Annotated in this window: 25 protein-coding genes; 13 read left to right on the top strand and 12 right to left on the bottom strand. The window is 60.4% G+C overall.

Annotated elements, in window-relative coordinates:
* Positions 1-474 precede the first annotated feature (474 nt).
* Complete coding sequence (locus AB4Z24_RS09505; RefSeq protein ID WP_290989191.1) at positions 475-681, bottom strand: hypothetical protein; 207 nt, start codon at positions 679-681, stop codon at positions 475-477.
* Between the two features lie 410 nt (positions 682-1,091).
* Between AB4Z24_RS09505 and AB4Z24_RS09510 the strand changes: the two genes are divergently transcribed.
* Positions 1,092-1,313: a hypothetical protein gene (locus tag AB4Z24_RS09510; protein ID WP_441707806.1), complete on the top strand. Its 222-nt coding sequence runs from the start codon at positions 1,092-1,094 to the stop codon at positions 1,311-1,313.
* A gap of 361 nt (positions 1,314-1,674) precedes the next feature.
* Positions 1,675-2,436, top strand: coding sequence for an arginyltransferase (locus tag AB4Z24_RS09515; RefSeq protein WP_441707808.1), 762 nt, complete (start codon positions 1,675-1,677; stop codon positions 2,434-2,436).
* 12 nt (positions 2,437-2,448) lie between these two features.
* Here the strand turns inward: AB4Z24_RS09515 and AB4Z24_RS09520 are convergent, their stop codons facing one another.
* Positions 2,449-2,919 (bottom strand): hypothetical protein, encoded by a 471-nt coding sequence (locus tag AB4Z24_RS09520; RefSeq protein WP_441707810.1) that lies wholly within the window; start codon positions 2,917-2,919, stop codon positions 2,449-2,451.
* Positions 2,920-2,979: 60 nt separating this feature from the next.
* Entirely contained in the window at positions 2,980-5,229 is a 2,250-nt protein-coding gene (parC, locus tag AB4Z24_RS09525) for a DNA topoisomerase IV subunit A (RefSeq protein WP_441707812.1), read from the bottom strand.
* A 225-nt stretch (positions 5,230-5,454) separates the two neighbouring features.
* Here parC and AB4Z24_RS09530 point away from each other — a divergent pair, with 225 nt between their 5' ends.
* Entirely contained in the window at positions 5,455-6,162 is a 708-nt protein-coding gene (locus tag AB4Z24_RS09530; RefSeq protein ID WP_441707814.1) for a CAP domain-containing protein, read from the top strand.
* A 73-nt stretch (positions 6,163-6,235) separates the two neighbouring features.
* Positions 6,236-6,484 (top strand): hypothetical protein, encoded by a 249-nt coding sequence (locus AB4Z24_RS09535; protein ID WP_441707815.1) that lies wholly within the window; start codon positions 6,236-6,238, stop codon positions 6,482-6,484.
* A 62-nt stretch (positions 6,485-6,546) separates the two neighbouring features.
* Here the strand turns inward: AB4Z24_RS09535 and AB4Z24_RS09540 are convergent, their stop codons facing one another.
* Positions 6,547-7,341 (bottom strand): SDR family NAD(P)-dependent oxidoreductase, encoded by a 795-nt coding sequence (locus tag AB4Z24_RS09540; protein WP_441707817.1) that lies wholly within the window; start codon positions 7,339-7,341, stop codon positions 6,547-6,549.
* A gap of 249 nt (positions 7,342-7,590) precedes the next feature.
* Here AB4Z24_RS09540 and AB4Z24_RS09545 point away from each other — a divergent pair, with 249 nt between their 5' ends.
* On the top strand, positions 7,591-8,073 hold the full coding sequence (locus AB4Z24_RS09545) for a CYTH domain-containing protein (RefSeq protein WP_441707819.1): 483 nt from the start codon (positions 7,591-7,593) through the stop codon (positions 8,071-8,073).
* A 2-nt stretch (positions 8,074-8,075) separates the two neighbouring features.
* On the opposite strand, the gene AB4Z24_RS09550 is transcribed toward AB4Z24_RS09545, so the two are convergent.
* A complete protein-coding gene (locus AB4Z24_RS09550) occupies positions 8,076-9,029 on the bottom strand; it encodes an AraC family transcriptional regulator ligand-binding domain-containing protein (protein ID WP_441707821.1) in 954 nt (317 codons plus the stop codon).
* Positions 9,030-9,226: 197 nt separating this feature from the next.
* On the opposite strand from AB4Z24_RS09550, the gene AB4Z24_RS09555 reads away from it, so the two are divergent.
* Positions 9,227-9,685: a regulator gene (locus tag AB4Z24_RS09555; RefSeq protein WP_441707823.1), complete on the top strand. Its 459-nt coding sequence runs from the start codon at positions 9,227-9,229 to the stop codon at positions 9,683-9,685.
* Here AB4Z24_RS09555 and AB4Z24_RS09560 read toward each other — a convergent pair.
* Positions 9,682-10,737, bottom strand: a complete 1,056-nt coding sequence (locus AB4Z24_RS09560) for a L,D-transpeptidase (RefSeq protein ID WP_441707825.1) — start codon at positions 10,735-10,737, stop codon at positions 9,682-9,684. The genes AB4Z24_RS09555 and AB4Z24_RS09560 overlap by 4 nt on opposite strands.
* Positions 10,738-10,985: 248 nt before the next feature.
* Entirely contained in the window at positions 10,986-11,261 is a 276-nt protein-coding gene (locus AB4Z24_RS09565; RefSeq protein ID WP_441707827.1) for a metal-sensitive transcriptional regulator, read from the bottom strand.
* Between the two features lie 85 nt (positions 11,262-11,346).
* Here AB4Z24_RS09565 and AB4Z24_RS09570 point away from each other — a divergent pair, with 85 nt between their 5' ends.
* Positions 11,347-13,755 (top strand): heavy metal translocating P-type ATPase, encoded by a 2,409-nt coding sequence (locus AB4Z24_RS09570; protein ID WP_441707828.1) that lies wholly within the window; start codon positions 11,347-11,349, stop codon positions 13,753-13,755.
* Between the two features lie 27 nt (positions 13,756-13,782).
* Here AB4Z24_RS09570 and AB4Z24_RS09575 read toward each other — a convergent pair whose 3' ends face one another.
* On the bottom strand, positions 13,783-14,496 hold the full coding sequence (locus AB4Z24_RS09575) for an MgtC/SapB family protein (RefSeq protein ID WP_441707830.1): 714 nt from the start codon (positions 14,494-14,496) through the stop codon (positions 13,783-13,785).
* 226 nt (positions 14,497-14,722) lie between these two features.
* Here AB4Z24_RS09575 and AB4Z24_RS09580 point away from each other — a divergent pair, with 226 nt between their 5' ends.
* Positions 14,723-16,516: a hypothetical protein gene (locus tag AB4Z24_RS09580; protein ID WP_441707832.1), complete on the top strand. Its 1,794-nt coding sequence runs from the start codon at positions 14,723-14,725 to the stop codon at positions 16,514-16,516.
* A 116-nt stretch (positions 16,517-16,632) separates the two neighbouring features.
* Here the strand turns inward: AB4Z24_RS09580 and AB4Z24_RS09585 are convergent, their stop codons facing one another.
* The gene (locus tag AB4Z24_RS09585) at positions 16,633-16,842 is read right to left on the bottom strand and encodes a cold-shock protein (protein ID WP_290989223.1); all 210 of its coding nucleotides are present in this window, start codon (positions 16,840-16,842) and stop codon (positions 16,633-16,635) included.
* A 397-nt stretch (positions 16,843-17,239) separates the two neighbouring features.
* On the opposite strand from AB4Z24_RS09585, the gene AB4Z24_RS09590 reads away from it, so the two are divergent.
* The 4 genes from AB4Z24_RS09590 to AB4Z24_RS09605 all read left to right on the top strand — a co-directional run bounded on the left by AB4Z24_RS09590 (position 17,240) and on the right by AB4Z24_RS09605 (position 21,405).
* On the top strand, positions 17,240-18,118 hold the full coding sequence (locus tag AB4Z24_RS09590; RefSeq protein WP_441707834.1) for an NAD(P)-dependent oxidoreductase: 879 nt from the start codon (positions 17,240-17,242) through the stop codon (positions 18,116-18,118).
* Positions 18,119-18,275: 157 nt separating this feature from the next.
* Positions 18,276-19,625 (top strand): cytochrome P450, encoded by a 1,350-nt coding sequence (locus AB4Z24_RS09595; protein ID WP_441707836.1) that lies wholly within the window; start codon positions 18,276-18,278, stop codon positions 19,623-19,625.
* Positions 19,626-19,699: 74 nt separating this feature from the next.
* Entirely contained in the window at positions 19,700-20,461 is a 762-nt protein-coding gene (locus tag AB4Z24_RS09600; RefSeq protein WP_441707838.1) for an SDR family oxidoreductase, read from the top strand.
* Positions 20,462-20,535: 74 nt separating this feature from the next.
* A complete protein-coding gene (locus AB4Z24_RS09605; protein WP_441707840.1) occupies positions 20,536-21,405 on the top strand; it encodes a class I SAM-dependent methyltransferase in 870 nt (289 codons plus the stop codon).
* A gap of 103 nt (positions 21,406-21,508) precedes the next feature.
* Here AB4Z24_RS09605 and AB4Z24_RS09610 read toward each other — a convergent pair whose 3' ends face one another.
* Positions 21,509-21,688 (bottom strand): DUF1328 domain-containing protein, encoded by a 180-nt coding sequence (locus AB4Z24_RS09610; protein WP_441707842.1) that lies wholly within the window; start codon positions 21,686-21,688, stop codon positions 21,509-21,511.
* Positions 21,689-22,015: 327 nt separating this feature from the next.
* Between AB4Z24_RS09610 and AB4Z24_RS09615 the strand changes: the two genes are divergently transcribed.
* Complete coding sequence (locus tag AB4Z24_RS09615; RefSeq protein ID WP_441707844.1) at positions 22,016-22,273, top strand: hypothetical protein; 258 nt, start codon at positions 22,016-22,018, stop codon at positions 22,271-22,273.
* Between the two features lie 86 nt (positions 22,274-22,359).
* Here AB4Z24_RS09615 and AB4Z24_RS09620 read toward each other — a convergent pair whose 3' ends face one another.
* Together AB4Z24_RS09620 and AB4Z24_RS09625 are read right to left on the bottom strand one after the other, a co-directional pair.
* Positions 22,360-23,892, bottom strand: coding sequence for an acyl-CoA carboxylase subunit beta (locus tag AB4Z24_RS09620; protein ID WP_441707845.1), 1,533 nt, complete (start codon positions 23,890-23,892; stop codon positions 22,360-22,362).
* A 134-nt stretch (positions 23,893-24,026) separates the two neighbouring features.
* A complete protein-coding gene (locus AB4Z24_RS09625; RefSeq protein WP_441707847.1) occupies positions 24,027-24,722 on the bottom strand; it encodes a DUF2750 domain-containing protein in 696 nt (231 codons plus the stop codon).
* Between the last annotated feature and the right edge of the window lie 126 nt (positions 24,723-24,848).

Genomic DNA, 24,848 nt, shown 5'->3' on the forward strand with positions numbered 1-24,848 from the left:
CCCCGGTACTGCCCAGAACGGGCCAGCTCGGGGCCTCTCCACCGAATATAGTCTCTCTGGGTGCGTTGATCCATAGCGCTAAGCATAGCACGGGATCAGGCCGCTTAGACCGCGGCGTCAATCGAGATATTTTTCAAACTGATACACTACCCGGCTAGATGTTGGCCAGAAGGCCGGGCCGCTTCAACCCCAAACGACGTTCGTGCCGCTTCATATCTGCCTTCGAGGTCAAAGGTGAAGACGGCGCGGGCACGTTTTGGACAATCTTTTGATGGGATGGAGGTTTCGCCGCTCTCGGGCGACGGCGCTGGTCGCGCCGCGTTCTCGATAGCTATCAAAGACGCTCGCCAGTGCACCCTGACGTTGCGGTGGTCCGGAACGGCAAGCCCGTATTCCATGCCCACAGCGCACCGTCACTGGCACGCTGCATCTATCGGCCGCCGACCCCAAGTCCGGCCGGCAGCCTCATGATCCTTAGAGCTTTGCGAACTGCCCCGCGATCCCGCAGTGCCATTTCTGGATGACCCAGTTCGGGTGCTCGCCGACCCACTTGGCCATCTCGATCTGGCCGTTCGACATGCACTGCTGAGCGCTGACCCTGTCGCCTTCGAAATTCAGGGTGACATCTCTGCAACGCGACGGCTGATCAACCATGCAGACGGCGAAGACAAGCTCAATCATAGGACCTCCAGGTGTTGGTCGGCCGACCGCTCGTTAAAGCGGTCCGGTTAGCCCTGGGCGGTTCCTCATGTCTGCTTTTTGTTCATTCGCGGGAAGAATTGTCCAAGTATGAAGGAAATTATACATCGCACAAGAACACGGCTGTCGCAGGTCTTGCCTATTCTGAAGTCACGAGGGATTTGCCTCAGGAATGTGGCCGAAAGACCCCGCATCGGCCCTCAAATCGTATCGCTTGTGCCACACTTCCGCCTTGCCAGGATTGCTATCGCATTCGATAAGCATGCGCGAAGGCAACAATTGATTCGATTTTTACCGAAATGGCCAACACCGAACTTGTGCAAGGTGGGGTGTCGGAGCGATGTGACTAGGGTGAGTCGCGGGGCGGACTTTGTAAGGCGGCAGATCGGAATATGATTAATCACGGGGCCGAGGCAGCCCAAAGTGCAGCGTTCGACGGCGTGCACGCTACTCCTGCACCGACCGTCGGTTGGTTCGTCCGGCGCTCGGCGCTCTGGATCGGGATCATCACCGTCGCCATCGTGTTCGCCTGCACGCTCTATGCACTGGCGAGCCAAGTTGGAGCGGACGACATTCGCGTTCGAAAAGCCGTGGAACCGACGCTGAAGGTTTAAGGCGTCCCGAGTTTTACCCACCTGCCAAGCTGGATTTTTCCAAGACCCTGCGTGCGCGAGGCGATCGCGCCGCGGTGCGATCTGTCATTCCCGGATCGCGGAGGCTTCATCCCGTGTTCAGGACCGACTTGGCATGGTACAAACATCCCTAGCCCGCGAGAGCGTTTTGCTTGCAAAATTTCGGTGGGTACAAGTCTGTCTGTTGTTCCAACTTTTGAAATAACTGATCTTTTCTGAAGGAATTCGATAAATTTGCCTGCGGTTTACCTTTGATGCTGCGTAGTAAGCTCGGATACCTTGAATTTGGACCATCCTTACTCCAATCATCTTTGGTCGGTTCGAGCCCGAGGGACGCGTCGGAATGACGGAGCAGCAAAAGAAGTTTCCAGAGTTCTATGTCACTGCTCCACAGCCTTGCCCGTACTTGCCGGGCCGGCTTGAGCGCAAGCTCTTCACGCACCTGACGCACGACAAGCCGCCCGAACTGGTCGACCGGCTGCTCACGACAGGTTTTCGGCGCAGTCAAAACATCGCCTACGTACCGTACTGCGAAGGCTGCCAAGCCTGCATTTCGGTGCGCGTGCTCGTCGATGAATTCCAACCAGACCGCTCGATGCGCAGGAGCTGGAACAGGAACTCATCACTCATTGCTCAGCGTACGGCGCCAACGCCGACGATGGAGCAATTCAGGCTCTTTCGCGCCTACATCGATGCACGCCACAGCGATGGCGGAATGGCGGACATGACGATCCTCGACTATCGGATGATGGTCGAAGATACGGTGATCGAAACCTTCCTCACCGAATACCGGCAGAAGCCTGCCGACGCCACGGATCTCGATTTCGACTCCTGGCCGCTGAAGGCCGTTGCGCTTTGCGACCGGCTCACCGATGGCATCTCCATGGTCTACAGCTTCTACGATCCCGCGGATGCGGACGCGGGGCTCGGCACCTACATGATCCTCGAACACATCGCGTTCGCGCGGCGGATCGGACTGCCGCACGTCTATCTCGGCTATTGGATCGATGGCTCGCGGAAAATGGCCTACAAGACGCGCTTCAAACCGCAAGAGCGTCTCGGGCCCGACCGGTGGGAACGGATTTCCAGCGACGACGACGACTGAAGCCTGCCTGGCTTATTTCGCGAGCTCGGAATCGAGCTTCTCGAACATGTAAATCCATTTGGCCGACTGCGTGTCGACGAGCAGCTTCATGCGCGCGCGAAGCTCGAGCAGCAACGCGCAGTCGGGCGCAGCTGCGGCAGAACCTTCCTGCCCCATCGAGGCGATCGCCGATAACAATTCGTCCGCCGTCTTGTCGTAGACGGCTGTTTTATCGTCTTTCACGAACGGCTTTGCCTGCGCGATGAAGTCGTCATGCGACCAGTGGCGCTTTTCTTTCAGTTCGCGCAGCTTTTCCTGGAAGACGGGGCGGTTCTGATTGTTCAAGTCGCGCAGGCTTCCGGCCGCCGCTTCGACGGCGGACTCGAATTCTTCCTTGCTGCACGTCGCCGGGGTTTCGTCCGCCCGGAGACCGGGACAGCCCCCAACAATCGCAAGACCTATTCCGGCTGCGGCGATGGCCGCACGTCTTCTGAGCCCACCCATGGCCGGCAGTCGTAGCTTTGCTCAAGCATTGCGACAAGCGCCGGCAATCAACATCCCGAACTAAAAGCGCGGACCGAATGAATTGGATCGTGGGAATCCCTTCGGCGCCACACGTCCTGCTTGCGCGCGGTCGCCGACCCACTCCTTCAATTCGCTCCAGGACAAGGTAAATTCGCGGCCTGCGCTATCTAGCCAGGTCAGGCCGGCCGACTTCTTGAAGACGCGGACATCGGACAGCGCACCATCCTTGAAGCGTTGCAGGATGACGCCCTTACCGCGCGTCATCTCGTTAACTTCGTCGAGCTTGAAGATCAGAAGCTTGCGGTTTTCGCCGATGGTCGCGACCTGATCACCTTCGACCGGAACGCAGACGCGCGCCTCCTCGGGCTCGGTGACGTTGAGGATCTGCTTGCCCTTCCGGGTCGAGGCGATGACCTCTTCCTCCGGGACGATGAACCCGTAACCGCCGGTCGATGCGACGAGCAGCTTGCGCGCCGGATCGTGGACGAAAATTTCCGCGACGTCGTGATTTTCCTCGAGATCGATCATCAAGCGCAACGGCTCGCCGTGGCCTCGGCCGCCGGGAAGCGCGCCAGCCTCGAGGGTGAAGAACCGTCCGTTCGTCGCGAACAGAACGAGCTTATCCGTCGTGAACGCCTTGATGGCGCGCTTCAGCTCGTCGCCCTGCTTGAACTCAAGCTTCGACAGGTCGTCCTGATGGCCCTTCATGGCGCGGACCCAGCCCTTCTCGGACAGGATGACCGTGATCGGCTCCTTCTCGACCAGGGCGGCCGCGAGATCGAGTTCTACCTCCGGCGCATCATCGAAGGTTGAACGGCGTCTACCGAGCGGCGTCTTCTTCGAATATTTCTCGCGCGTTTCCTTGACCTCTCCCGCGACGCGCTCCCATTGCAGCTCTTCCGATTTCAGAAGCTGCTTCAGCTCGCGGCGCTCTTTCGAAAGCTTGTCGTGCTCGGCGCGGATCTCGACTTCTTCGAGCTTCGACAAAGACCTCAATCGCAGGTTCAGGATGGCTTCGGCCTGAACTTCGCTGAGGCTGAATTTCGAGATCAGCTTTGCCTTCGGATCATCCTCGCGACGGATGATGCGGATCACCTCATCGATATTGAGGTAAGCGATCAGGTAGCCGTCGAGGACTTCGAGGCGGTGCTCGATCTTTTTCAAGCGATGCGTCGAGCGGCGAACCAGAACTTCGATGCGATGCTCGAGCCACTGCCAAAGCACGTCGCGCAGATCGAGCACGTTCGGGATCTGGCCGGCCGAGAGCACGTTCATGTTGAGGCTGACGCGGACATCGAGCTCCGTCAGCCGGAACAGACTTTCCATCAGCAGAACGGGATCGACCGTGCGGCTCTTCGGCTCCAGAACGAGGCGAATTTCTTCCGCGCTTTCGTCGCGCACGTCGCCGAGGAGCGGCAGCTTCTTCTCGCTCATCAGATCGGCGATTTTCTCGACGAGCTTCGCCTTCTGGACGCCGTAGGGGACCTCGGTCACGACGATCTGATAACCGCCGCGCGTGGTTTCTTCCTTGCTCCAGCGGGCGCGGACGCGGAAACCGCCGCGGCCGGTCTTGTAGGCTTCGAGGATCTGCTCTCGCGGCTCGACGATGACGCCACCGGTTGGAAAATCGGGCCCCGGGATCATCTCGACGAGCTTCTCGATCGTCGCGTTCGGGTGCTTGATCAGATGCAGAAGCGCCTGACACAGCTCGTCGACGTTGTGAGGCGGAATGCTGGTCGCCATGCCGACGGCAATGCCGGTCGAGCCGTTGGCAAGCAGGTTCGGAAATGCCGACGGCAATACGACCGGCTCTTCGACGCGGCCATCGTAATTCGGACGGAAGTCGACCGTTTCCTCGTCGATGCCTTCGAGGATGAGCGCGGCGATCTCGGTCATGCGCGCTTCCGTGTAGCGCTCGGCGGCCGGGTTATCGCCGTCGATGTTGCCGAAGTTGCCTTGGCCGTCGACGAGCGGATAACGCACGGCGAAATCCTGCGCGAGACGCGCGAGGGCGTCGTAGATCGCGGCATTGCCGTGCGGGTGGTAGTCGCCCATCACCTCGCCGACGATCTTGGCGCACTTGATGTAGCTGCCCTCCGGATTGAGGCGCAGCTCGCGCATCGCATAGAGGATGCGGCGATGGACAGGCTTCAGGCCGTCGCGCACGTCGGGGAGCGCGCGATGCATGATCGTCGACAGAGCATAAGCCAGATAACGCTCTTCAAGAGCGGTCCGGAGTTCGACGGGCTCGATCGGGCCCTCGCCCGGTAGAATCGGTTTTGTGGTCATGGCGCTTCCCTACAGCGCCGCCGGGGCGCTCTCAAGCCTGGGCGACCTTGCGTCCTACGGCCGGTGCGCTGCGCCGCGCCATTTGGACGCAAAATGGCGTGCCGCAGGTGCCGGCCGGCCACTCTTCCACAAAGAGGGACCGTAGCTCGCCGGGACCGGTGGCATCGAAGGACGACGGCAGCTAAATCTCCAACACTATCAAGCTCAGCGGGATGTAATTGGGTAATGGCAGCTCTCGTGCCGGACCTGCCGCAGGTCGAACAGCACATCGTCGAAATTACGAACAAGGCGCGGCAAGACCAGAAGCTCGCGCCATTGAAGGTCAACGCGATACTTGCAAGAGCCGCGCGTGCCTACGCCGAACGGGTGGCGCTTAGCGGAACCTTCTCCCATTCGGCGGACGGACGCACGCCTGCCCAACGCGCGGAGAGCGCCGGCTACAAGCATTGCGACATCGCCGAAAATCTCGCCATGGACGAAAACAGCCAGGGCTTCGATACCGGCGCCCTTGCACTTCAGGCTATCGCGGGTTGGATGAATTCACCTCCACACCGCACCAACATGATGCGCGCCTCCGTAACCGAGATCGGCGTGGGTGTTGCGCGTGCGCCCGGTCCGAAGCCAAAGTTCATTTCGGTCGAGCTGTTGGGCCGGCCCGCCACAGAAATCTATTCCTTCAAAGTGATGAACTTATCGAGCGGCGGCGTCAGCTATTCCTTCGCGGGGAGGACGCGGGAGCTGAAGCCCGGCACGTCGGCCGTTCTCACGGCCTGTTCGCCGGGGGAACTCGTGTTGTCGAAGCTTGGCAATTTCCTTTCAAATGCGGTGGAAATTGCACGGACCCCCGCTGAAAATAAAAGGGTTTATGCGTTGAGATCGACTGCGACCGGGGGGACCGTGCTGGAGGTCTCCCTGCACGGGGCGCCCCCTTAACTGTATCGTTGCGGAACGTTTCCCCGGGTTCAGGCGTTACACCAGACCGGTACGAACCGGAATGGGAGACACCATGGAAGCACGCCAGCTCATGATCTATGTAGGTTTGAGTGTTGTGGCCGTGATTGCCGTCGTGGGCGGCGTCGCTGCTTATCAGCGCTCGCAGTCCGACGTATTGGTCGACGTCCCGGCCGTACGCATTGAAACAAACAAGGCCACCGGCGAGACGAAAGTCGATGCGCCGTTCGCTCACGTCGAAAAGGACGAGCACGGTACGCGTGTCGATGCTCCAGGCGTCAAGGTCGATGTGCCAGCGAATTAGACGTTCATGAATAACTGACGAAAGAGCCGCCCGTCGCGCGATAGGCGGCTCTTCTTTTTGGTTCATCCGATCGTTCTGAGAATGCCGCCTTCAACGCGTAGCGCCGCACCGTTCGTCGCCGAGGCTTCCTTCGACGCGGCGTAAACGACCATATTCGCGACCTCCTCGACTGTCGCGAAGCGCTGGAGGAGCGATGTCGGCCGGTGCGTCTGGACGAACGTTGCGGCCATCTCGTCGGGCGTCTTGCTGTTCGCTGTGGCCATGGCTTTCAGAAAGTCTTCGACGCCCTCGGATCGCGTCGGGCCAGGCAATACGGAATTGACGGTGACGTTCGTTCCGGCCGTCAATTGCGCGAGGCCCTGCGTGAGCGAGAGCTGCGCGGTTTTGGTGAGGCCGTAATGGATCATCTCGGCGGGAATGTTCACCGCCGATTCCGACGATATGAAAATCACACGCCCCCAATTTCGTTCGAGCATTCCCGGAATGAGTGCCCGCGACAGGCGCACGCCCGACATCACGTTCGTCTCGAAAAAATGTATCCAATCGGCGTCGGTAATTTCGAAGAACGGTTTCGGTTCGAAGATGCCGGCATTGTTGATCAGGATGTCGACGGCCGGAGCCGCCTTGACGAGGGCAGCGCAGCCTTCGGCAGTGGAGACGTCGGCTGCAACTCCCGAGACCGCTGCCGCGTTGACGCTATGGTGGACGGCGGCGATGCCCTTATCGACGCTTTCCTGACGCCGGCCGTTGATGACCACCTTGGCCCCTGCCCGCGCCAAACCCTTTGCGATCGCGAGGCCTATGCCGACCGTCGAGCCCGTGACGACGGCCGTCTTGTTTGTAAGATCTACTTTCATCGGATCAATCCAGTTCAAATTGTGCGGGTCTGAGCCCGAACTCGAACGATTTCAGGCAGCTCGATATATTCCATCGCGGCGCCGCCGTTGGTAGCCGTAAGATGCATAGCGGCCCCGCCGATCCGCAGCCTGCAATGCAGCGATACATTAACTTCGCATCCACGCGCTACCTGTGGATTTGAACCAATAGGCACCCTACCTAGTCTGAAGCCACAATCCTTTAACGGCTGCTTCTCTGGCGGAGATCGAATGGCAATCGAAATTGAAAGAAAATTTGTCGTGCGCGACGAAGGCTGGCGGCAATTTGAGATCGGCTGCGCGCCGATCGAGCAGGGCTATTTCGCGCGCACGCCACTGGTGAAAGCCCGCGTTCGCATCTTTGGCGACAACGGCTACGTAACGCTGAAGAGTGCGAATGCGGCGGGTTTGATGTCGCGGCAGGAATTCGAATACAAGATACCGAAAGCCGATGCTGCGGAGATGCTACGGCAGTTCAGCATGGAGTCTCCGATCAGGAAGGTTCGCTACGACGTTCCCTTCGAGGGCAACATCTGGACCGTGGACGTTTTCCAAGGAGCAAACGCCGGCTTGGTTCTGGCTGAAGTCGAACTCGAGAGCGCCGATCAATCGATCACGCTGCCTCCATGGGTCGGTGATGAAGTGACGAGCGACCCGCGCTACGAGAACTCAAGCCTTGCCCGTTCGCCTTTCACCACGTGGAGCCATGGCTGAAATTAGCCATGGATCGCAGCATGTCGGTACGCGCGGGGCGATTGTCCTGTCCACCTGCGGAACGCGCGGGTGAAATGCGCAGGGTCCGAATAGCCGAGGTTCAAAGCGATATCCGTCACGGACGTCCGGCCCTCCTGCAGAAGCCGCTTCGCGTGGCGGCTTAGCAGATCATCGACGAGGTCGACGAAGGACGTGCCGTTCTCGCCAAGCCGGCGCTGCAGCGATCGGGGCGTCGTGCCGAGCTTGGCAGCGACCCAGGCAATGCGCGGATAGCCCTCGTGCAGAGCTAGCTCCGTCACCGCAACCGTCGTCGCCAGAACATCGCTTTGACGGGGAACAGGCGGCTCACTGCCGACACCGCATTCGTCCGATGCCGATCTTCCCGAATAGATCATGTTCCCGAGCAGGGCGGCATCGAACTCGATCGCCGGAACCGCGTGTCCGTGCGAAATGTTCGCTGAAAAAATGTCCTCAAGCTGCGCGCGGGGCGAGCCCAGAGGCAGCGCGGTCATTACCACGTTCGGACGCCAACCGGGTCCGGCGTAACCGCGCACAACATCCATGGCGTAGCCAAGTGCGAGAAACTCGTTGTGGTGCCGCCCGTCGGTTTCCGGTTCGACGAACTCGATGGACCAGCGGACGCGCGGTCCGTGACGCGAGACGGTGAGAACCGTCGACGTCTGCAGCATCACGTTCAGACCGGCGTGAGCGCGAACCATCGCATCGCCGAGCGTTTTAGCCTTGCATACCCAGGCACCGAACGCGCTCAGGTCCTCACTCTTCACGGCCTGGCCGAGGCGCGCGCCGAAGTACGCATCGCCGGTCTCGCGAGCCGCTTTCTCGAGCAGGCGAAATTGCTCGCGAAGCGGCACGATCAATTCGCGCTGCTCCAGAATTGCAAACGGCAAATCGACCTTGCGAAGCACCCGCGCGATCGAGCCGCCATGGCATTCCATGAATGTTGCTATGGGGCCAAGTGAGCTTGCCCTGGTAACTCCTGAAAGACGGGGCGCCATCGCTGCTGCCGGGCTAAAGTTTCCCTCAAACGTGGCGCAAAATGGCAAGCAGTGGAGGCGGCTTCAAGTCACGTTAGCGTTATGAGCGCGCACGGTTTATGCGCGTGCTACCCCAAACCAAGAAACCGGGAAAACCGATGACCACAGCCCTGCACGCGAAGCCCCAGATGACGGTTCCGTTCGAAGATCATATTGATTGGTACACGCTCGAAGGCTTTCCGCACCTCGCCTATCACATCTGCGCGGTCGACGAGAAAAAGCGCATCGTCGATATTCTCTTCAAGTTCGACGCCAATTCCCAGATCGCGCTGCACCGGCACAAGGCCGACTACATTACGCTGACGCTTCGCGGAGAACTGCGCATTTACCGGCCGAACGGCGAGTTGAAGGAAATCCGGCCGACCGGGGCCTATGTCTCGGGAACGGCGGATGGCGAGCCGCATCGCGAGGGCGGTGGCGACGAAGACGTGATTGCGTTCTTCAGCAACCGGAACATCGAAAACCTCGTCTACGAAATTCTCGACGACAATCTGAACACGGTCGCAACACTCGGCATGGAGGAATTCAAAGCCCTCCACGCCGCGCAGCGCACTTAGTGCCAACCGTTATACGGATCGTAATCATCCATAGGGGCGTTCGCGCCGCGCGCATACGATCGCGGCGGCGACGCGGCTTTTGCCTTTGCATTCGCTGCAATCTTGCCGCTGAGCGAACGGACGACGGTGACTTCGGTTCCAGGGCGCACCAGCGACGCCAGATGCAGCACGTTCTCGTTCAGCATGCGGAAGCAGCCGGACGATTCTGCCTTGCCGATCGACTTCGGGTCATTGGTGCCGTGAATGCGGTAGAGCGTATTGCCGAGGTAAATTGCTTTTACGCCGAGCGGATTGCGCATGCCGCCCAGCATGCGCTCAGGCAGCTCGGGCTTCCTCCGCCGCATGTCGGCTGGCGGATACCAGTCGGGCCAATCGGCAATGCGCGAAACCTTTTCCTTGCCAGTCCATGTGAAGCCCTGACGCCCGACGCCGATCGAATAGGCGTAGGCCGACGTCGAACTCAGCACGTAATAGAGTTTTCGCGCGCCAGTATCGATGACGATCGATCCCGGTGAATAGGGTCCGCTGAAGGCCACCTGCGCGGGCGCAACAGGTCTGATGTAGGGCCTATCACCGCCGGTCGTTCCGGGCGTCTTGCTGAGGCGTGCTTCGTCATCGGGAGAGGGTGCAGCATCCCAGGCGCCGTAATCGTCGCGCTCGTTAAAGTAGCGCGAAGCCGGTGTCGTTCGATCGTTAAAATAGTCCCGGCCGGCGGGACTTGGTTCGCTGTAGCGCTGATCGTCGTAGCGCGGGCCGTCGCGATCGTCGTCGCCGTAGCCGGGATCGCCGTTGTAGCGTGGATCGTATCTCCGGGGATCGTCATCGCGATAATTCTGGCGGTTGTCGACGCGCGGCCCCACGCGGTTTTCGTAGCCGCGCTCGTTCGAATAACGATCGTCCTGAGGATCGGCATAGGAATCGTCGTCGTCAGGCAGGACTTGCACGGGTGGACGCCGCGGGCCACCCCAGGGATCCCACTGCTGCGCGAAGACATGACTTGATGCACCGACCGTCGCCGACGCCGCAATGATCGCAAAGAGAAAAGATTTCATAGAACCCCGCGCACCCATAGCTCACTCGCTCCGGCCCAACATTCACGAAGACTGTCAGGTTCCATCGCGAGAGCTTCGCGCGCGAAGTGGTCATTGGCGTGGCAAACAAATGGCAAAGGGTACGGCATACGATTCAAATCACATTACGAACTTTGCGTACTGGCAAAGGTTTGGGTGACTGAGTGCGCACGCAATCGCGCATTTCAAGGCGCGTTCGCAGCTGCCTTATTTGCGGTCGCAATATCGCCTCAACGGGAGGTTCGCGCGAGCACGTCCATCAGCTCGGCCACCTTGCGGCGCTGATCGGCCGCATCGCCGCTCGCGATCGCATGCTCGACGCAATGGGCGACGTGATCACGCAGCACTTCTTCCTCGACGCGCCGAAGCGCTGCCCGAACGGCCGAAATCTGCGTGACGACGTCGATGCAGTAACGCCCCTCCTCCACCATCTTCGCGAGGCCGCGAACCTGGCCCTCGATGCGGTTGAGGCGCTTGAGACATGCAGCTTTCGATTGTTTGTCCATGTCTTGACCTATACCCTATGGGGGTATATGTGTCAACTCCGAGAATGGCCTCGGAAGATGCCGGGGTTCAGCTAGGAATTGCGTCATGACCGCCGATACGCCGAAAACCGGGCCCGAACCGAAAACTCCTGCGAAGAGCTGCTGCTCGCACAACCATGCTGCACACGGACATATTGCGCACGAGCATGCGGGTGATACGTCTGCCAAGGCGAAAGACCCGGTGTGCGGAATGACAGTCGATCCGAGCACGGCGAAGCACAGCGCCGAGCATGACGGAAAGACCTATTACTTCTGCGCCGCCGGATGCCGGACGAAGTTCGTCGCCGATCCTGCGCGATATCTGACGCCGGAAGCCGCAAAGGCGGAGCCGGTTCCCGCGGGCACCATCTACACATGCCCGATGCATCCCCAGATCCGGCAAGTTGGCCCGGGCTCCTGCCCGATCTGCGGCATGGCACTCGAGCCCGAGCTTGTCACCGCCGAAGCTGCCCCGAATGCCGAGCTTCAGGACATGACGCGGCGGCTGTGGATTGGCGCGGCGCTTACCCTTCCCGTTTTCATCCTCGAGATGGGCAGCCATCTTTTCAATTTGCATCACATCATCAGTCCGACTGTTTCGAACTGGGTGCAGTTCGCGCTGGCGATGCCTGTCGTGCTCTGGGCGGGATGGCCGTTTTTCGAGCGCGGCTGGAAATCGCTCGAAACGCGCAACCTCAACATGTTCACGTTGATTGCGCTTGGGACAGGCGTCGCGTGGATCTACAGCGTCGTCGCGACCCTGTTTCCGCAAATTTTTCCGGCATCGCTGCGCGGAATGGACGGCGCCGTTCCTGTCTACTTCGAGGCTGCTGCCGTCATCACGGTGCTTGTTCTCGTCGGGCAGGTCTTGGAACTCAGAGCCCGCGAGCAAACGAGCGGCGCTATTCGCGCACTTCTCAATCTCGCACCGAAAACGGCGCGTCGCCTCAAGCCCGATGGTTCGGACGAAGAGGTGCAGATCGATGCGATCACGGTCGGCCAACTCTTGCGCGTTAGGCCCGGCGAGCGCATCGCCGTCGACGGCATCGTCACCGACGGCAAGAGCAACGTCGATGAATCGATGGTGACCGGCGAGCCGCTTGCCGTTTCGAAAAGTGCTGGAGCGAAAGTCATCGGCGGGACGATCAACGGATCGGGCGCGCTCATCATTCGAGCCGAAAAGGTCGGCCGCGATACGATGCTCGCGCGCATCGTTCAAATGGTCGCCGAAGCCCAGCGCAGCCGCGCACCCATTCAGCGCCTCGCCGATCAAGTCGCCGGATGGTTCGTGCCGCTCGTCATCGGAGTTGCGGTGCTTGCCTTCGCCGCCTGGATGATGTTTGGCCCCGAGCCGCGCTTCTCGTATGCGCTCGTCGCCGCCGTATCGGTGTTGATCATCGCCTGCCCGTGCGCGCTCGGCCTCGCAACGCCGATGTCCATCATGGTGGGCGTTGGCCGCGGTGCGCAGTCCGGCGTGCTGATCAAGAATGCCGAGGCGCTCGAACGGATGGAGAAAATCGATACGCTCGTCGTCGACAAGACCGGGACGCTCACCGAAGGCAAGCCGACGGTGACCGCGGTCCGGACAGTACCGCCGATCAGCGATGCCGAGCTTCTGAGGCTCGCCGCGAGTCTCGAGCAGGCGAGCGAGCATCCGCTCGGGGCGGCGATCGTCCAGGCCGCACGCGAGCGCAATATCGCGCTGTCCGAAGTTCGCGATTTCGCTTCGCCATCGGGCAAGGGCGTGTCCGGTGTCATCGACAATCGCAATGTCGTCATCGGCAATCGCACGATCTTCGACGAGGCAGGTATCGATACATCCGCTCTTGCCGCCGATGCGGAAAAGCTTCGCGGCGACGGCGCGACGGCCATTTACGTTGCCATTGACGGCAAAGCCGCCGGCATCATCGCGGTTGCCGATCCGATCAAGGCGACGACGCCGTCAGCGGTTCGGAAGCTCAAGGAAAGCGGCGTGCACGTCGTCATGCTTACGGGCGACAACGCCACAACGGCGAAGGCCGTCGCCGCCAAGCTCGGCATCGATGACGTGAGGGCGGATGTTCTGCCCGAGGATAAGGCCAAGTTCGTTTCCGAGCTCCGGAGACAAGGTCATGCGGTGGCGATGGCCGGCGACGGCGTCAACGATGCGCCGGCGCTCGCGGCAGCCGATGTCGGTATCGCAATGGGAACCGGCACCGACGTTGCGATCGAAAGCGCCGGCATTACCCTCGTCAAAGGCGACCTCGAAGGGATCGCACGGGCGCGTCAGCTCTCGCAGGCGACGATGTCGAACATCCGGCAGAACCTTTTCTTCGCGTTCATCTATAACGCGGGCGGTGTGCCGATTGCGGCGGGCATTCTATACCCCGTCTTCGGATTGCTTCTCTCTCCGATCATCTCGGCAGCGGCGATGGCCTTATCGTCCGTAAGCGTGATCGGGAATGCGCTTCGACTGCGAAACGTGGATATCAGCTGACCGGGACTTGGAGGCGGATCGTTGCGTTCAATGCTCCGACTCCTTGAACACCTCGAAGCTTCTCACTTCGTAGTCCGGCCGGATTTGCTTCAGAATGTCGAGAGGCGGCTCCTCGATTTCACTTTGCGCCCAGCGCAGCTCGAACCTCAGTAAGGTCTCTCCGGAACCGGCGTTGCGGCTCAACCCCTGGAACTGGGCGCGGTAACCCGAACCGCGCAAAAGCTCTCCCAAATCCGGAAAGGGAGGTTGGTCCAAACTGGAGGCGACGATAAGCTCTCCGCGATGGTCGCGCGGGATGCGGATATCGATCCAGCGGAGGATCAACAGCGTTAGGATGATCAACGCCGTGCCCGCACTGCCGAGCAGAATCTGACCTCCTCCGAAGCAGATGCCAATGACCGTCACCGCCCAAATCGTTGCGGCGGTCGTTACACCCGACACATTCCTACCGTGCTTCAGGATGACCCCGCCCCCGATGAAGCCGATGCCGGTGAGAATGCCAAGCGGCAGACGCATCACGTCAAAGGTTGCGAACAGGTCGGGGGTTTTGCCCGTGACGCCGAGCAGGATGTTGGCTTGGCTCGTGGCGATGCACGCGGAAAGGCCGACCAGGACAACAGTGCGCAGCCCCGCTCCATGGCCGGCACTTTCCCTATTCAGACCGATGAGGATGGTGGCTATCAGCGTCAGGCCAAGACGCACCGTTATATCGAGCACGCTTGGGTGTAACTGCATTTCCATTGCGGACGTTCTCCATTCTTAAACGGTCGAGCGCATAAAAATGATCTCGTGCGGCTGTAGGCTGAACATCTCATCGGCCTCGGCGACGGGAAACTGTTAACTCCATGACGAAGGGACGTTTTGCGTTGCCTTGCCGCCGGTCCCGGCTGCATCTTACCATGCCGCGACGAGCGGAAAGGTTTGGTACGCCCCATGCAACAACAGACCTATTGTCTGAGCTAATGCCATGACACGCCACCGCGTCATCTTTTTCGGACTGCTCATCTGGGCACTCGCGATGATCGTGCCGGACTTCGTGCGCGCAGTTCGCCCACTCGGCTCGTTCGGCTTTTACGCCGACAGCAACGGCCTGATCTATGACGTCGCAGGACCGTTCGATAGCGAGGCTCAATCACCCGCCTGGAGGGCCGGTGTGCGCACCGGGGACCACCTCGACTTCACGCGCATGCGCTGCATTCCCTATGACGCGTATGTTTGCGCGAGCACGATAGCGGCGGTCGGCGGCAACGAATATGTGTTGCCCGGGCGGCAGACGACCATCAATCTTTTGCCGACAGCGACCGGGGACGCGCGGGACGTGACGCTGATCGCGGAACAGCGCCCGACAAACTGGTTCGCCCGTCTGGTTTTGGTCCTCGATCAGATTGCGGGCATTGCCGTCATACTCGCCGCCGGATGGCTGGTCTGGACGCGACCGAGCCGTATGACCTGGGGCTTTTTCCTCTACGTGATCTGGTACAATCCCGGGCAGTCCTACGAGTTTTATGCGCAATTGCAGCGCTGGCCCTTGTTGCTTCTCGGGCAGAACGTACTCGGTAGCCTTTCACAAGCCGCCGGCTACGCGGGCCTGCTCGTGTTCGTGATGCGAGCCCCGACCGGGGCGATTCAGCCGCCGTGGGAACGTTTCGAACGGGCGCTCCCTCCGCTCGCCGCCGTCGTGGCCGTCGTTCAGTTGGCCGCCTACGGCAACGCATTCGGTTTTCATACCGAACTCTTGATGCGGGCAACGATCCTATTCGGAATTATCGTGAGCGTCGGCGCCGTCGCGATCCTACTCAAGAGACGTAGTTCGCTCTCGCCCAAGGACAATCAGCGCCTCAGATGGGTGATGTGGGGATGCCTGATCGGACTTCCCGCATTCGTCATCGCCGATCTCAACGAATACACGACGCTTTTTGCGAATTGGGACGGGTTCGTTCTGCCGGAGGATGTCGTCGGGCTTCTCTATCTCGTGAATGGCATCTTGTGCCTTTTCGTCGTCGAAGCCATACGCCGCCAGCGCGTCGTCAACGTCGCGATACCGCTCAGGCGCGTTACCGTTCTGGCGCTGATGACGAGCTTGCCTGCGCTGCTTCTTCATCAGCAAGCGGAACATCTGCACGAGTTCGTCGATCTCCCCGGCTGGTCGTGGCTCGTTATCGGCGCCCTCGTTCTCTTCGTCATAAGCAGGCTGCATGAATGGTCGGTCGAGCTTGCGGACAGTTATTTCAATCGCGTGCTCGACAAGACGGAAAAAGAAATCACCGGCGCCATATTCCGGGCGAAGACGGCGGAAGAGATCGACCAGCTTCTGTCGGATGGCGTCGCCAGAGCCCTGAAGCTTGCATCGGCGGCGACATTTCGAGGGACGGAGAGCGGATTTCATCGCTTCGAGGCCACCAGCGTCGGCTGGGATGACAAGGCGGTGCGCGATTTACGTCCCGGCGAGGGAGCGATGAAAAATCTGCTCGAGGGCGAGACGAGCAGCTTCGAAAAGGCCGCAGCCGAGGAGGCCAGGTTTCCGGCCGGGCTCGATTTACCGATCCTCGCGGTTCCAGCTGCGAACCGTGTTCATACGTATGCCGTTATGCTTTACGGCCCGCATGAGGCAGGCACCGACATCGATTCCAACGAGCGGGAAATGCTGGTCAATCTCGGGCGGCATGCGGCCGATGCGTATGCGCGCGCCGAGACCGAAAAGCTTCGGAAGACGATCGCAGAACTTCGCGCGCAGCCAGATTTGAGCCGCGGGATGGCATGACGTGAAAAGCAAAAGCCGCGAATACGCATGCGTACCCGCGGCCTATGCGACCTAGATCAAAAAAGCGACAGACACCGCCGGGAAGGCCATCGGCCCTACCCGCAGCGCAATGTCACTTAAGCGCTCTGAATGACGCTGACGGCAATCTTGCCCGAGCGACGATCGGTTTCGGTCTCGAAAGCGACCTTCTGGCCCTGCGAAAGGCCGCGCATGCCGGCGCGCTCGAGAGCAGTTGCGTGAACGAACACGTCGTTCCCGCCCTGGTCCGGCGCAATGAAGCCGTAGCCCTTCTGATCGTTATAGAATTTCACGGTACCCGTGATCATAGAATGTTCCCTTTAGGCTCTGATGGTTGAGGCTGTCCCATGCGTCAATGCGGACGCATACGCCGGCCTCACAGTTCGATTTTGGAAAGACGTCTGTGCGCTTGGCTGCGCCAGAGGCTGAGTGCCTCGCAATATCCGGCCAAAGTTCGATGGGCCGTCGATAGCACGCATAAAGCTGCATGGATACCGCTAGTTTCCGGCCATCGATCAACTTTTCGACCCGACCTCCCGAAAAGCGCGCCGATGTACGTCTTCCGGAACAATCCATAAAGCCTAATTGTCTATGTGAGAGTTTGGTGCCACGGAGCCGCCGCTCGACCGGTTCCCTGGCTCCGGATAAGCCGGAAAATGGCCATTTGACGCGATCGGCCGAACCACGGCCAAGTTGCGAGGACGCATGAAAATCGGATTTATCGGCTTGGGGCATATGGGTTCCGGCATCGCGGCCAACCTGCTCAAGGCCGGACACGATGTCACCGTCTATAACCGCACGCGCGCAAAGGCCGAGGCTCTGGCATCCGAAGGGGCCAAAATCGCAGCGACGCCGAGCGACGCCTGCAGGGGCGACGCCGTCTTTACTATGCTGGCTGACGACAAGGCCGTCGAGGCGGTGGTGTACGGGGACGGCGGCTTGCTTGCGACGCTCAATAAGGGTGCCGCCCATATCTCGTCGAGCACGATCAGCGTCGCGCTCTCGAAGCGGCTGGCCGACGACCACGGCAAAAAAGGTCAGCTCTACGTTGCCGCCCCTGTATTCGGCCGCCCCGAAGCGGCGGCGGCAAGAAAGCTCTTCGTCGTCGCCGCCGGGAAGAGCGATGCCGTAAAGGCAGTTTTCCCCCTCTTGGACGCCATCGGACAAAAGACGTTCACGATTTCCGAGCAGGCGGAAGCGGCGAACGTCGTGAAGCTCAGCGGCAATTTTCTTATCGCCGCCGTGATTGAATCGCTCGGCGAAGCCATGGCGCTTGTTGGCAAGGCGGGCATCGATAAGCACCAGTATCTCGAGATCCTGACATCGACGCTCTTTGGCGCGCCCGTCTACAAGACTTACGGCACGCTGATCGCCGACGGGAAATTCGAGCCGCCGGGCTTTGCCGCTCCGCTCGGACTGAAGGACGTTGGACTGGCGCTCGCTGCGGGGCAGGACTTACGCGTGCCGCTGCCGCTCGCCAGCCTGCTGCGCGACCGCTTTTTAACTTTGCTCGCAAATGGCGGCGACAATCTCGATTGGTCGGCTGTCGGATCACTTGCCGCGAAGGACGCGGGCGAAGCGTAATTTCGCTTACACGAATGTGCGCAAACCCGGAGGTTTGGTCACAGCTGAAAATGGATACCCGGCACTTGCCGCTTCTTAAATTCCATCGACTTCGACACACCAGAAATGTGTCAACGTAATTTTTGAACATCGATTTTTCTGCTGTTGCGATGCTGTCATGAGCAGATCGATCACAATCGCGAAAGCCGGTCTGCCGCCAGGTCCCAAAGGGACTCTGATCGGCGGCAATGCCGCTCAGATGGGACCTCGCAGGGTCGACTTCTTTCTCGATCTTGCGCAGACATATGGGCCAGTCGCGAGCTTTCGCGTTGGCCGGTGGCGCGTCTTTCTCGTCAGCGATCCGGAGCTGATCCAGCAGGTTCTGGTGACCGATGCGCGGCACTACATCAAGCATTTCGGCGCGCGCGCGTTCAAACCGATACTCGGCAACGGGCTCGTGACGAGCGAGGGCGATTTCTGGCTCAGTCAGCGGCGCATGATGCAACCGTCGTTCCTGAAGGCGCTGGTGTTGTCCTATGCGCCGATCATGGCCGAACTCACGACGGCGATGCTTGCGGAGTGGAGCCCCGGTAAAGCTGTCGACCTCGAATTTGAATTCAGCGGCCTTACAAGTGCAATCGCTCTCAAAACGCTTTTCGGCCTCGATGATCACGGCGATCGGGCAAAGGTGGATGCGAGCCTGATCGAGACCTTCGATTCTCTGACGGCACGCGTCGACGCCCCCATTCGACTGCCGCTCTGGATGCCGACGCTGACGAATTTGAGACTGCGCCGCGCCATCGCGAACGTCAAAGCGCTCGTTGACGGTTTCATCGCGCAGAAGCGGTCTCGTCCGCTCGCCAATGATCTCCTCTCGACGATGATCATGGCCCAGCGCGAAGACGGATCGCGCATGAGCGACCAACAGCTCCGCGATGAAGCCATGACGCTCTATCTCGCTGGTTATGAGACGACGGCGTTGACGCTCACCTGGAGCTGGTACCTCCTTTCGCAGCATCCGGAAGCCGAGCGAAGGCTTGCGGACGAGTGGCGGCGCGTTCTTGGCGGGAGATCCCCAAATGCGGAGGATCTCACCGCGCTTCCGTACACGTCTGCCGTCATCAACGAGGCGATGCGGCTTTATCCGCCCGTGTACGCCATTGGCCGGGAGGCAATGACAGAACTCGAACTCGGGGGATACCGCGTCAAGCGCGGATACACGATCCTGATGAGCCAATGGGTCAGCCACCGGGACCCGAAATACTTTCCGAAGCCGGAGCAATTCCTGCCCGAGCGCTGGCTCGATGGATTGGCCGCGCGGTTGCCGAAGTTCGCCTATTACCCCTTCGGCGGCGGACAGCGGCTGTGCATCGGCAGTCACTTCGCGACGATGGAGGCGATGATCGTGCTCGCTACCGTCGGGCAAAAATACAAGTTCACCCTCGCCCCTGATGCGGTCATCGACATCAAGCCGCAGATTACGATGCCGCCGAAGTTCGGCATGCCGGCGACGCTGGAACTTCGTTGACGACTTCCCGCAGCTTCCGTCAATCTCAGCGCGCCGATAAAATTGCCGCGTCGGCAGAAAACTGAGGATTCAGTATGAGTGCGAAGGTCGTCGCGATCACGGGCGGGGCTCAGGGCATCGGGCGCGCTATCGGCTATGCGTTCGCCAAAGCAGGCTATGTCGTTTCGCTCGCCGATCCGGTTGCGGATGCCGGCGAAGAAGCGGCGGCGCACATCCGAGAACTCGGAACGCCTTGTCTTTACGAACGCGCCGACACATCACTCGAGGCCGACGTGACGCGATGGATAGCGCGCACGGGCAAGGATCTCGGCTGTCCTCACGTCCTCGTCAACAATGCGGGCATCAGCGCTAACCAGCCCTTCCTCGAACTTCCGATCGAGGAGTTCGATCGCGTGCAGGCGGTCAACGTCCGCGGTGCGGTGATGTGCTCGCAGGCCGTCGCGCGGGAGATGGTGAAGCACAAGCTCGGCGGCGCGATCATCAATATTGCATCGACGCGCGGCTTCATGTCGGAAGCCGGTACGGAAGCCTACACCGCATCGAAGGGTGCGATCCTGGCGCTGACCCGCGGCATGGCCATCAGCCTTGGGGCGTATGGCATTCGCGTCAATTCGGTGAGCCCCGGGTGGATCGAGACGAGCGATTGGCAATTCTCCGGCCGGGCCAAAGAACCGCATCATTCGAAAGCTGACAATGAGCAGCATCCTGCCGGCCGGGTTGGCGTGCCGGACGATATCGCCAAGGCGTGTCTGTTTCTCGCCGAGAGCGCCGATTTCATGACCGGCCAGAACATCACGATCGATGGCGGCATGACCGTGAAGATGATCTATGTGTGAGCCGTGCGCGCTCCAAATAGCACCTCAATTCTAGCTTAATCGGCTGGTCCCGCACACGGACGAGGACGATGCACATGACAAATGCGACGGTCGACAGCGTCTCCGACACGGCTTTTTGGGTTGCACATTACCGGGGCGTCGAGACGAGACGAAACGACGCCCTTTTTCGCGATCCACTCGCCGGGACCCTTGCCGGCGACCGCGGAAAGTCGATTGCCGAAGCCATGCCGCGCGGCTTCATGTCGTGCTGGGTCATCGCTATCCGTACGCGCATCATCGATGATTTCATTCGCACGGCTGTCGATGAAGGAGTGGACACGGTTCTCAACCTCGGCGCAGGACTCGATACGCGACCCTATCGCCTGGATCTTCCCGCTTCCCTTACCTGGATCGAAGCCGATTATCCTCATGTCATCGAATACAAAGAAGAGCGTCTCGCGCAAGAGGCGCCGCGTTTCAAGCTGACGCGGGTGAAGTGCGATCTGGCTGATGCGGTGGCACGGCGGCAGCTCTTGGCCGACACAAACGCGCACGCAAAGAAATTGCTGGTGCTGACCGAAGGCGTCGTTCCCTATCTGACGGAAGAGCAAGTCGCCGCGCTCGCCGACGACTTGCGCGCTCTTGATCATGCGGCAGGTTGGATTGTCGACTTCTTCTCGCCGGAGCTGATAATGGCGCGCGAGCGGATGATGGGCAGGCGCTTGAAAAATGCGCCATTCAAATTTCGGCCCGACGACTGGTCGGGATTTTTCGCGGCACATGGCTGGCGCGCAGCCGATATCCGCTATCTCAGCGAGGAATCGGATCGCCTCGGCAGACCGATCGAGTTGCCCATGCCGGTGAAGCTGATGTTTGTCCTGCAGTCGATGTTCATGCCGAAAGCCCGCCGGGAGCGGTTTCGAAATGCCACCGGCTACGCGATGCTTAGGCCCACATCCCGCTAGGTGCTTCGCAAAACTAAGCCCCGACGCTGTCGGACGCCGGGGCCTCAGCGGTTCTATCGGACGAAGAACCGCTGCCTTGGCTTATCGCCAAGGATATCGATGTCTAGACGCCTCTGCGAAGAACGCTGGCGAGAAGGCCAACGACGATAAACACGACGGCGACCATCAACAGGAGGTGAGCGCCGGAAATGGCGGTGCCCGCCACGCCGCCAAAACCAAGAGCGGCTGCGACGATCGCGACAATCAAAAAGACGATCGCGTAGTAAATGAGATTACCACCCATGCGGTCCTCCATATCACTGTGTTCGGGCAAGCAACGCGCGCCGGACTCATTGAGTTCCGCGGCGTGAGGGAGCGTCATTTTCCGCTGGTAGCAGGGGAACTTTTGGACTGCGGCTGCAGCGGTGCAGCAATTCGCAAGGCCTACTCAGAGTTAGCGGCTCGCGGATTCAAGCGGCGATCGTGGCGACCGTCCGCAGCGCACGGGATAGCTTTTTTCCAATCTTCGTCAGCGCGTTGCGAGAAAGATTAAACTTGCTCAAGCCGCGGAAACCATCAAGCGGCGAGCCGGTTTGCCTTGAGATTGAAGCAGACGGAAAGGAGATGACTTATGAAGCTTGTGACGACTGCTGCTCTCTTGGGCGCGAGCATGCTTGCCTTGACCGCGACGACGGCATCAGCCGATATCGTTTGCAACGGCGACGGCGACTGCTGGCACGTCAAGGAGCGCCACAAATACGCGCCTGACCTACATCTTCGCATCCACCCCGATAGCTGGAAGTGGCGCGATTCCGATGCAACGCATTACCGGTGGCGCGAGCACGAAGGCCACGGCTATTGGCGCGGAGGCGTGTGGGTCGATCTGTAGAGAGAGCGATTTACAGCAATCGGTGCGTAAAAAAGCCATCCTCGGTACGCCGAGGATGGCTTTCGATGTCAGAGCTTTAGCGACGACTACAGAGGAATGTTGTCGTGCTTCTTCCAGGGATTTTCGAGCGTCTTGTTGCGCAGCATGTTGAGCGCGCGGCAAAGGCGCTTTCTCGTTGCTGACGGCGTAATGACTTCGTCAATGTAGCCGCGCTCGGCCGCAACGAAGGGATTGGCGAAGCGCTTTTTGTATTCATCGATGCGCGTCTGGATCTTCACGGGATCCGACAGCTCGGAGCGATAGAGAATCTCCGCTGCGCCCTTCGCACCCATCACTGCGATCTCGGCGGTGGGCCAGGCATAGTTCACGTCGCCGCGGATATGCTTCGAACTCATCACGTCGTAGGCGCCGCCGTAGGCCTTGCGGGTGATGACGGTCACCTTCGGCACGGTCGCTTCGGCGTAGGCGAACAACAGCTTCGCGCCATGCTTGATCAAGCCGCCATATTCCTGCGCCGTTCCCGGCAGGAAGCCCGGGACGTCAACGAACGTCACGATCGGAATGTCGAAGCAATCGCAGAAGCGCACGAACCGTGCGGCCTTCCGCGAGGCGTCGCTGTCGAGCACGCCGGCGAGCACCATCGGCTGGTTTGCCACGATGCCGACTGTCGAGCCTTCCATGCGCGCAAAGCCGGTGACGATGTTCTTCGCGAAGGCTTCCTGAATTTCGAAGAAATCGGCTTCGTCGACGACCTTCAGGATCAGTTCCTTGATGTCGTAGGGCTTGTTCGGATTGTCCGGGATGATCGTATCGAGCGAGTGATCGATACGGTCCGGGCTGTCGTGGCTCGGAATAGCCGGAACGCCCGCCTTGTTGCTCGAGGGCAGGAAGTCCATCAGCCGGCGCATCTGCAGCAGCGCTTCGAGATCGTTCTCGTAGGCTTTGTCGGCGATCGACGATTTCGTCGTGTGCACCTTGGCGCCGCCGAGCTCTTCCGCCGTGACGTTTTCGTTCGTTACGGTCTTCACGACGTCGGGGCCGGTGACAAACATATAGCTCGTATCCTTCACCATGAAGATGAAGTCGGTCATTGCCGGCGAGTAGACGTCGCCGCCCGCGCACGGGCCCATGATGACCGAGATCTGCGGTATCACGCCGGATGCCAGCACGTTCCGCTGGAATACTTCGCCGTAGCCGCCCAGAGCATCGACACCCTCCTGGATGCGGGCGCCGCCGGCGTCGAAGACACCGATGATCGGGGCGCGGTTCTTCAGCGCCATATCCTGGATCTTCGTGATCTTCTTCGCGTGCGTCTCGGAAAGCGAGCCGCCCATCACGGTGAAGTCCTTGGCGAAGACGTAGACCACGCGGCCGTTGATCGTGCCCCAGCCGGTCACGACGCCGTCTCCCGGAACCTTCGTCTTTTCCATGCCGAAGTCGGTGCAGCGGTGCTCGACGTACATGTCGAACTCTTCAAACGAGCCTTCGTCCATCAGGAGCTCGATGCGTTCGCGCGCCGTCAGCTTACCCTTCGCGTGCTGGGCGTCGATCCGGGCGCGGCCGCCGCCGAGACGGGCGTTGTCGCGACGCTTCTCAAGCTCGTCGATGATGTCTTTCATGGAATCCCTTGGCTGGCTCGAAAAATGTGCCGGAACGGCTCTCTAGCATGGCTCCCTCACAGCGCAAACGATGAGTTGTCGCGACGCGCGAAGGGTGGTGCGGGAGGCGGCCTTGGGTGCGGAAATGGCCGGTTTTAGGGGGTGCCGGCAGCCTCTTTGCTGAGGTGAGCCACGAAATCGGCGGTCTTTACCTCAACGAAACCGGCGCCGCGGATCGGCTCGATCACGACCGCATGTCCCTTTCCGGCCGCCCAGGGGAGTGTCGACCCCACGAAGTCGGCGATCGGATCGGCGATGACCTTCTTACCGGCCAGTTTTTTCATGTGGGCTTCGGCGTCGGCACGGGCGGAAAAGACGTGCAGCCGGTCCGCCGACCGGGGCTTTTGAGCGCCCGGCGTCACCAGCGGGCTATCCTCCCCGCCGACGAAATAGACCTCGCCCTTCGCGCGAGCGGCGGCGGCAAAGGGGGGCACGGCCTCGATCTGCAGCCGGATCAGAAGATCGCGCGGATCGATCTCGGCCTCGATGGGGTCAGAAACCCAATCCGTGCCGGCGAACCCTTTCGCCTTCGCGATGCCCGGCAGAATATCGGTTGCGAAGACTTCCAGCGAGAGATCCTGAAGCTCGCTATTGCCTGCCAATGCCTCGGCCCAGCGCTCGGCTTCGAGCGGGCTCGACCAGAAGAGTTGTACAGTCCTGCCCGCAACTTTCTGCGATGGCACGGAGGCGTTTTCTTCGTCCGCGAGCGTCAGCACGCGTCCTTCCGCGACCGCGCGGCGTACGAACCGGTCGCGTTGCGCGAGCTCTGGGATGCGCGGCGCATGGAGCATAGGGCACTGACCCTTAACCGAATCACTGCGCAAGTTTTCTCGAAAGGCGGCCTAAGAGCAAGCCTCGACGGCGCGATGTTGACCGAAACGCCCATTAATGGCGCCTCTGGGCACTCCCTTGATTTG

Origin of the sequence: Hyphomicrobium sp. 2TAF46, from assembly GCF_052114865.1 — a bacterium.
GTDB lineage: Bacteria > Pseudomonadota > Alphaproteobacteria > Rhizobiales > Hyphomicrobiaceae > Hyphomicrobium_B.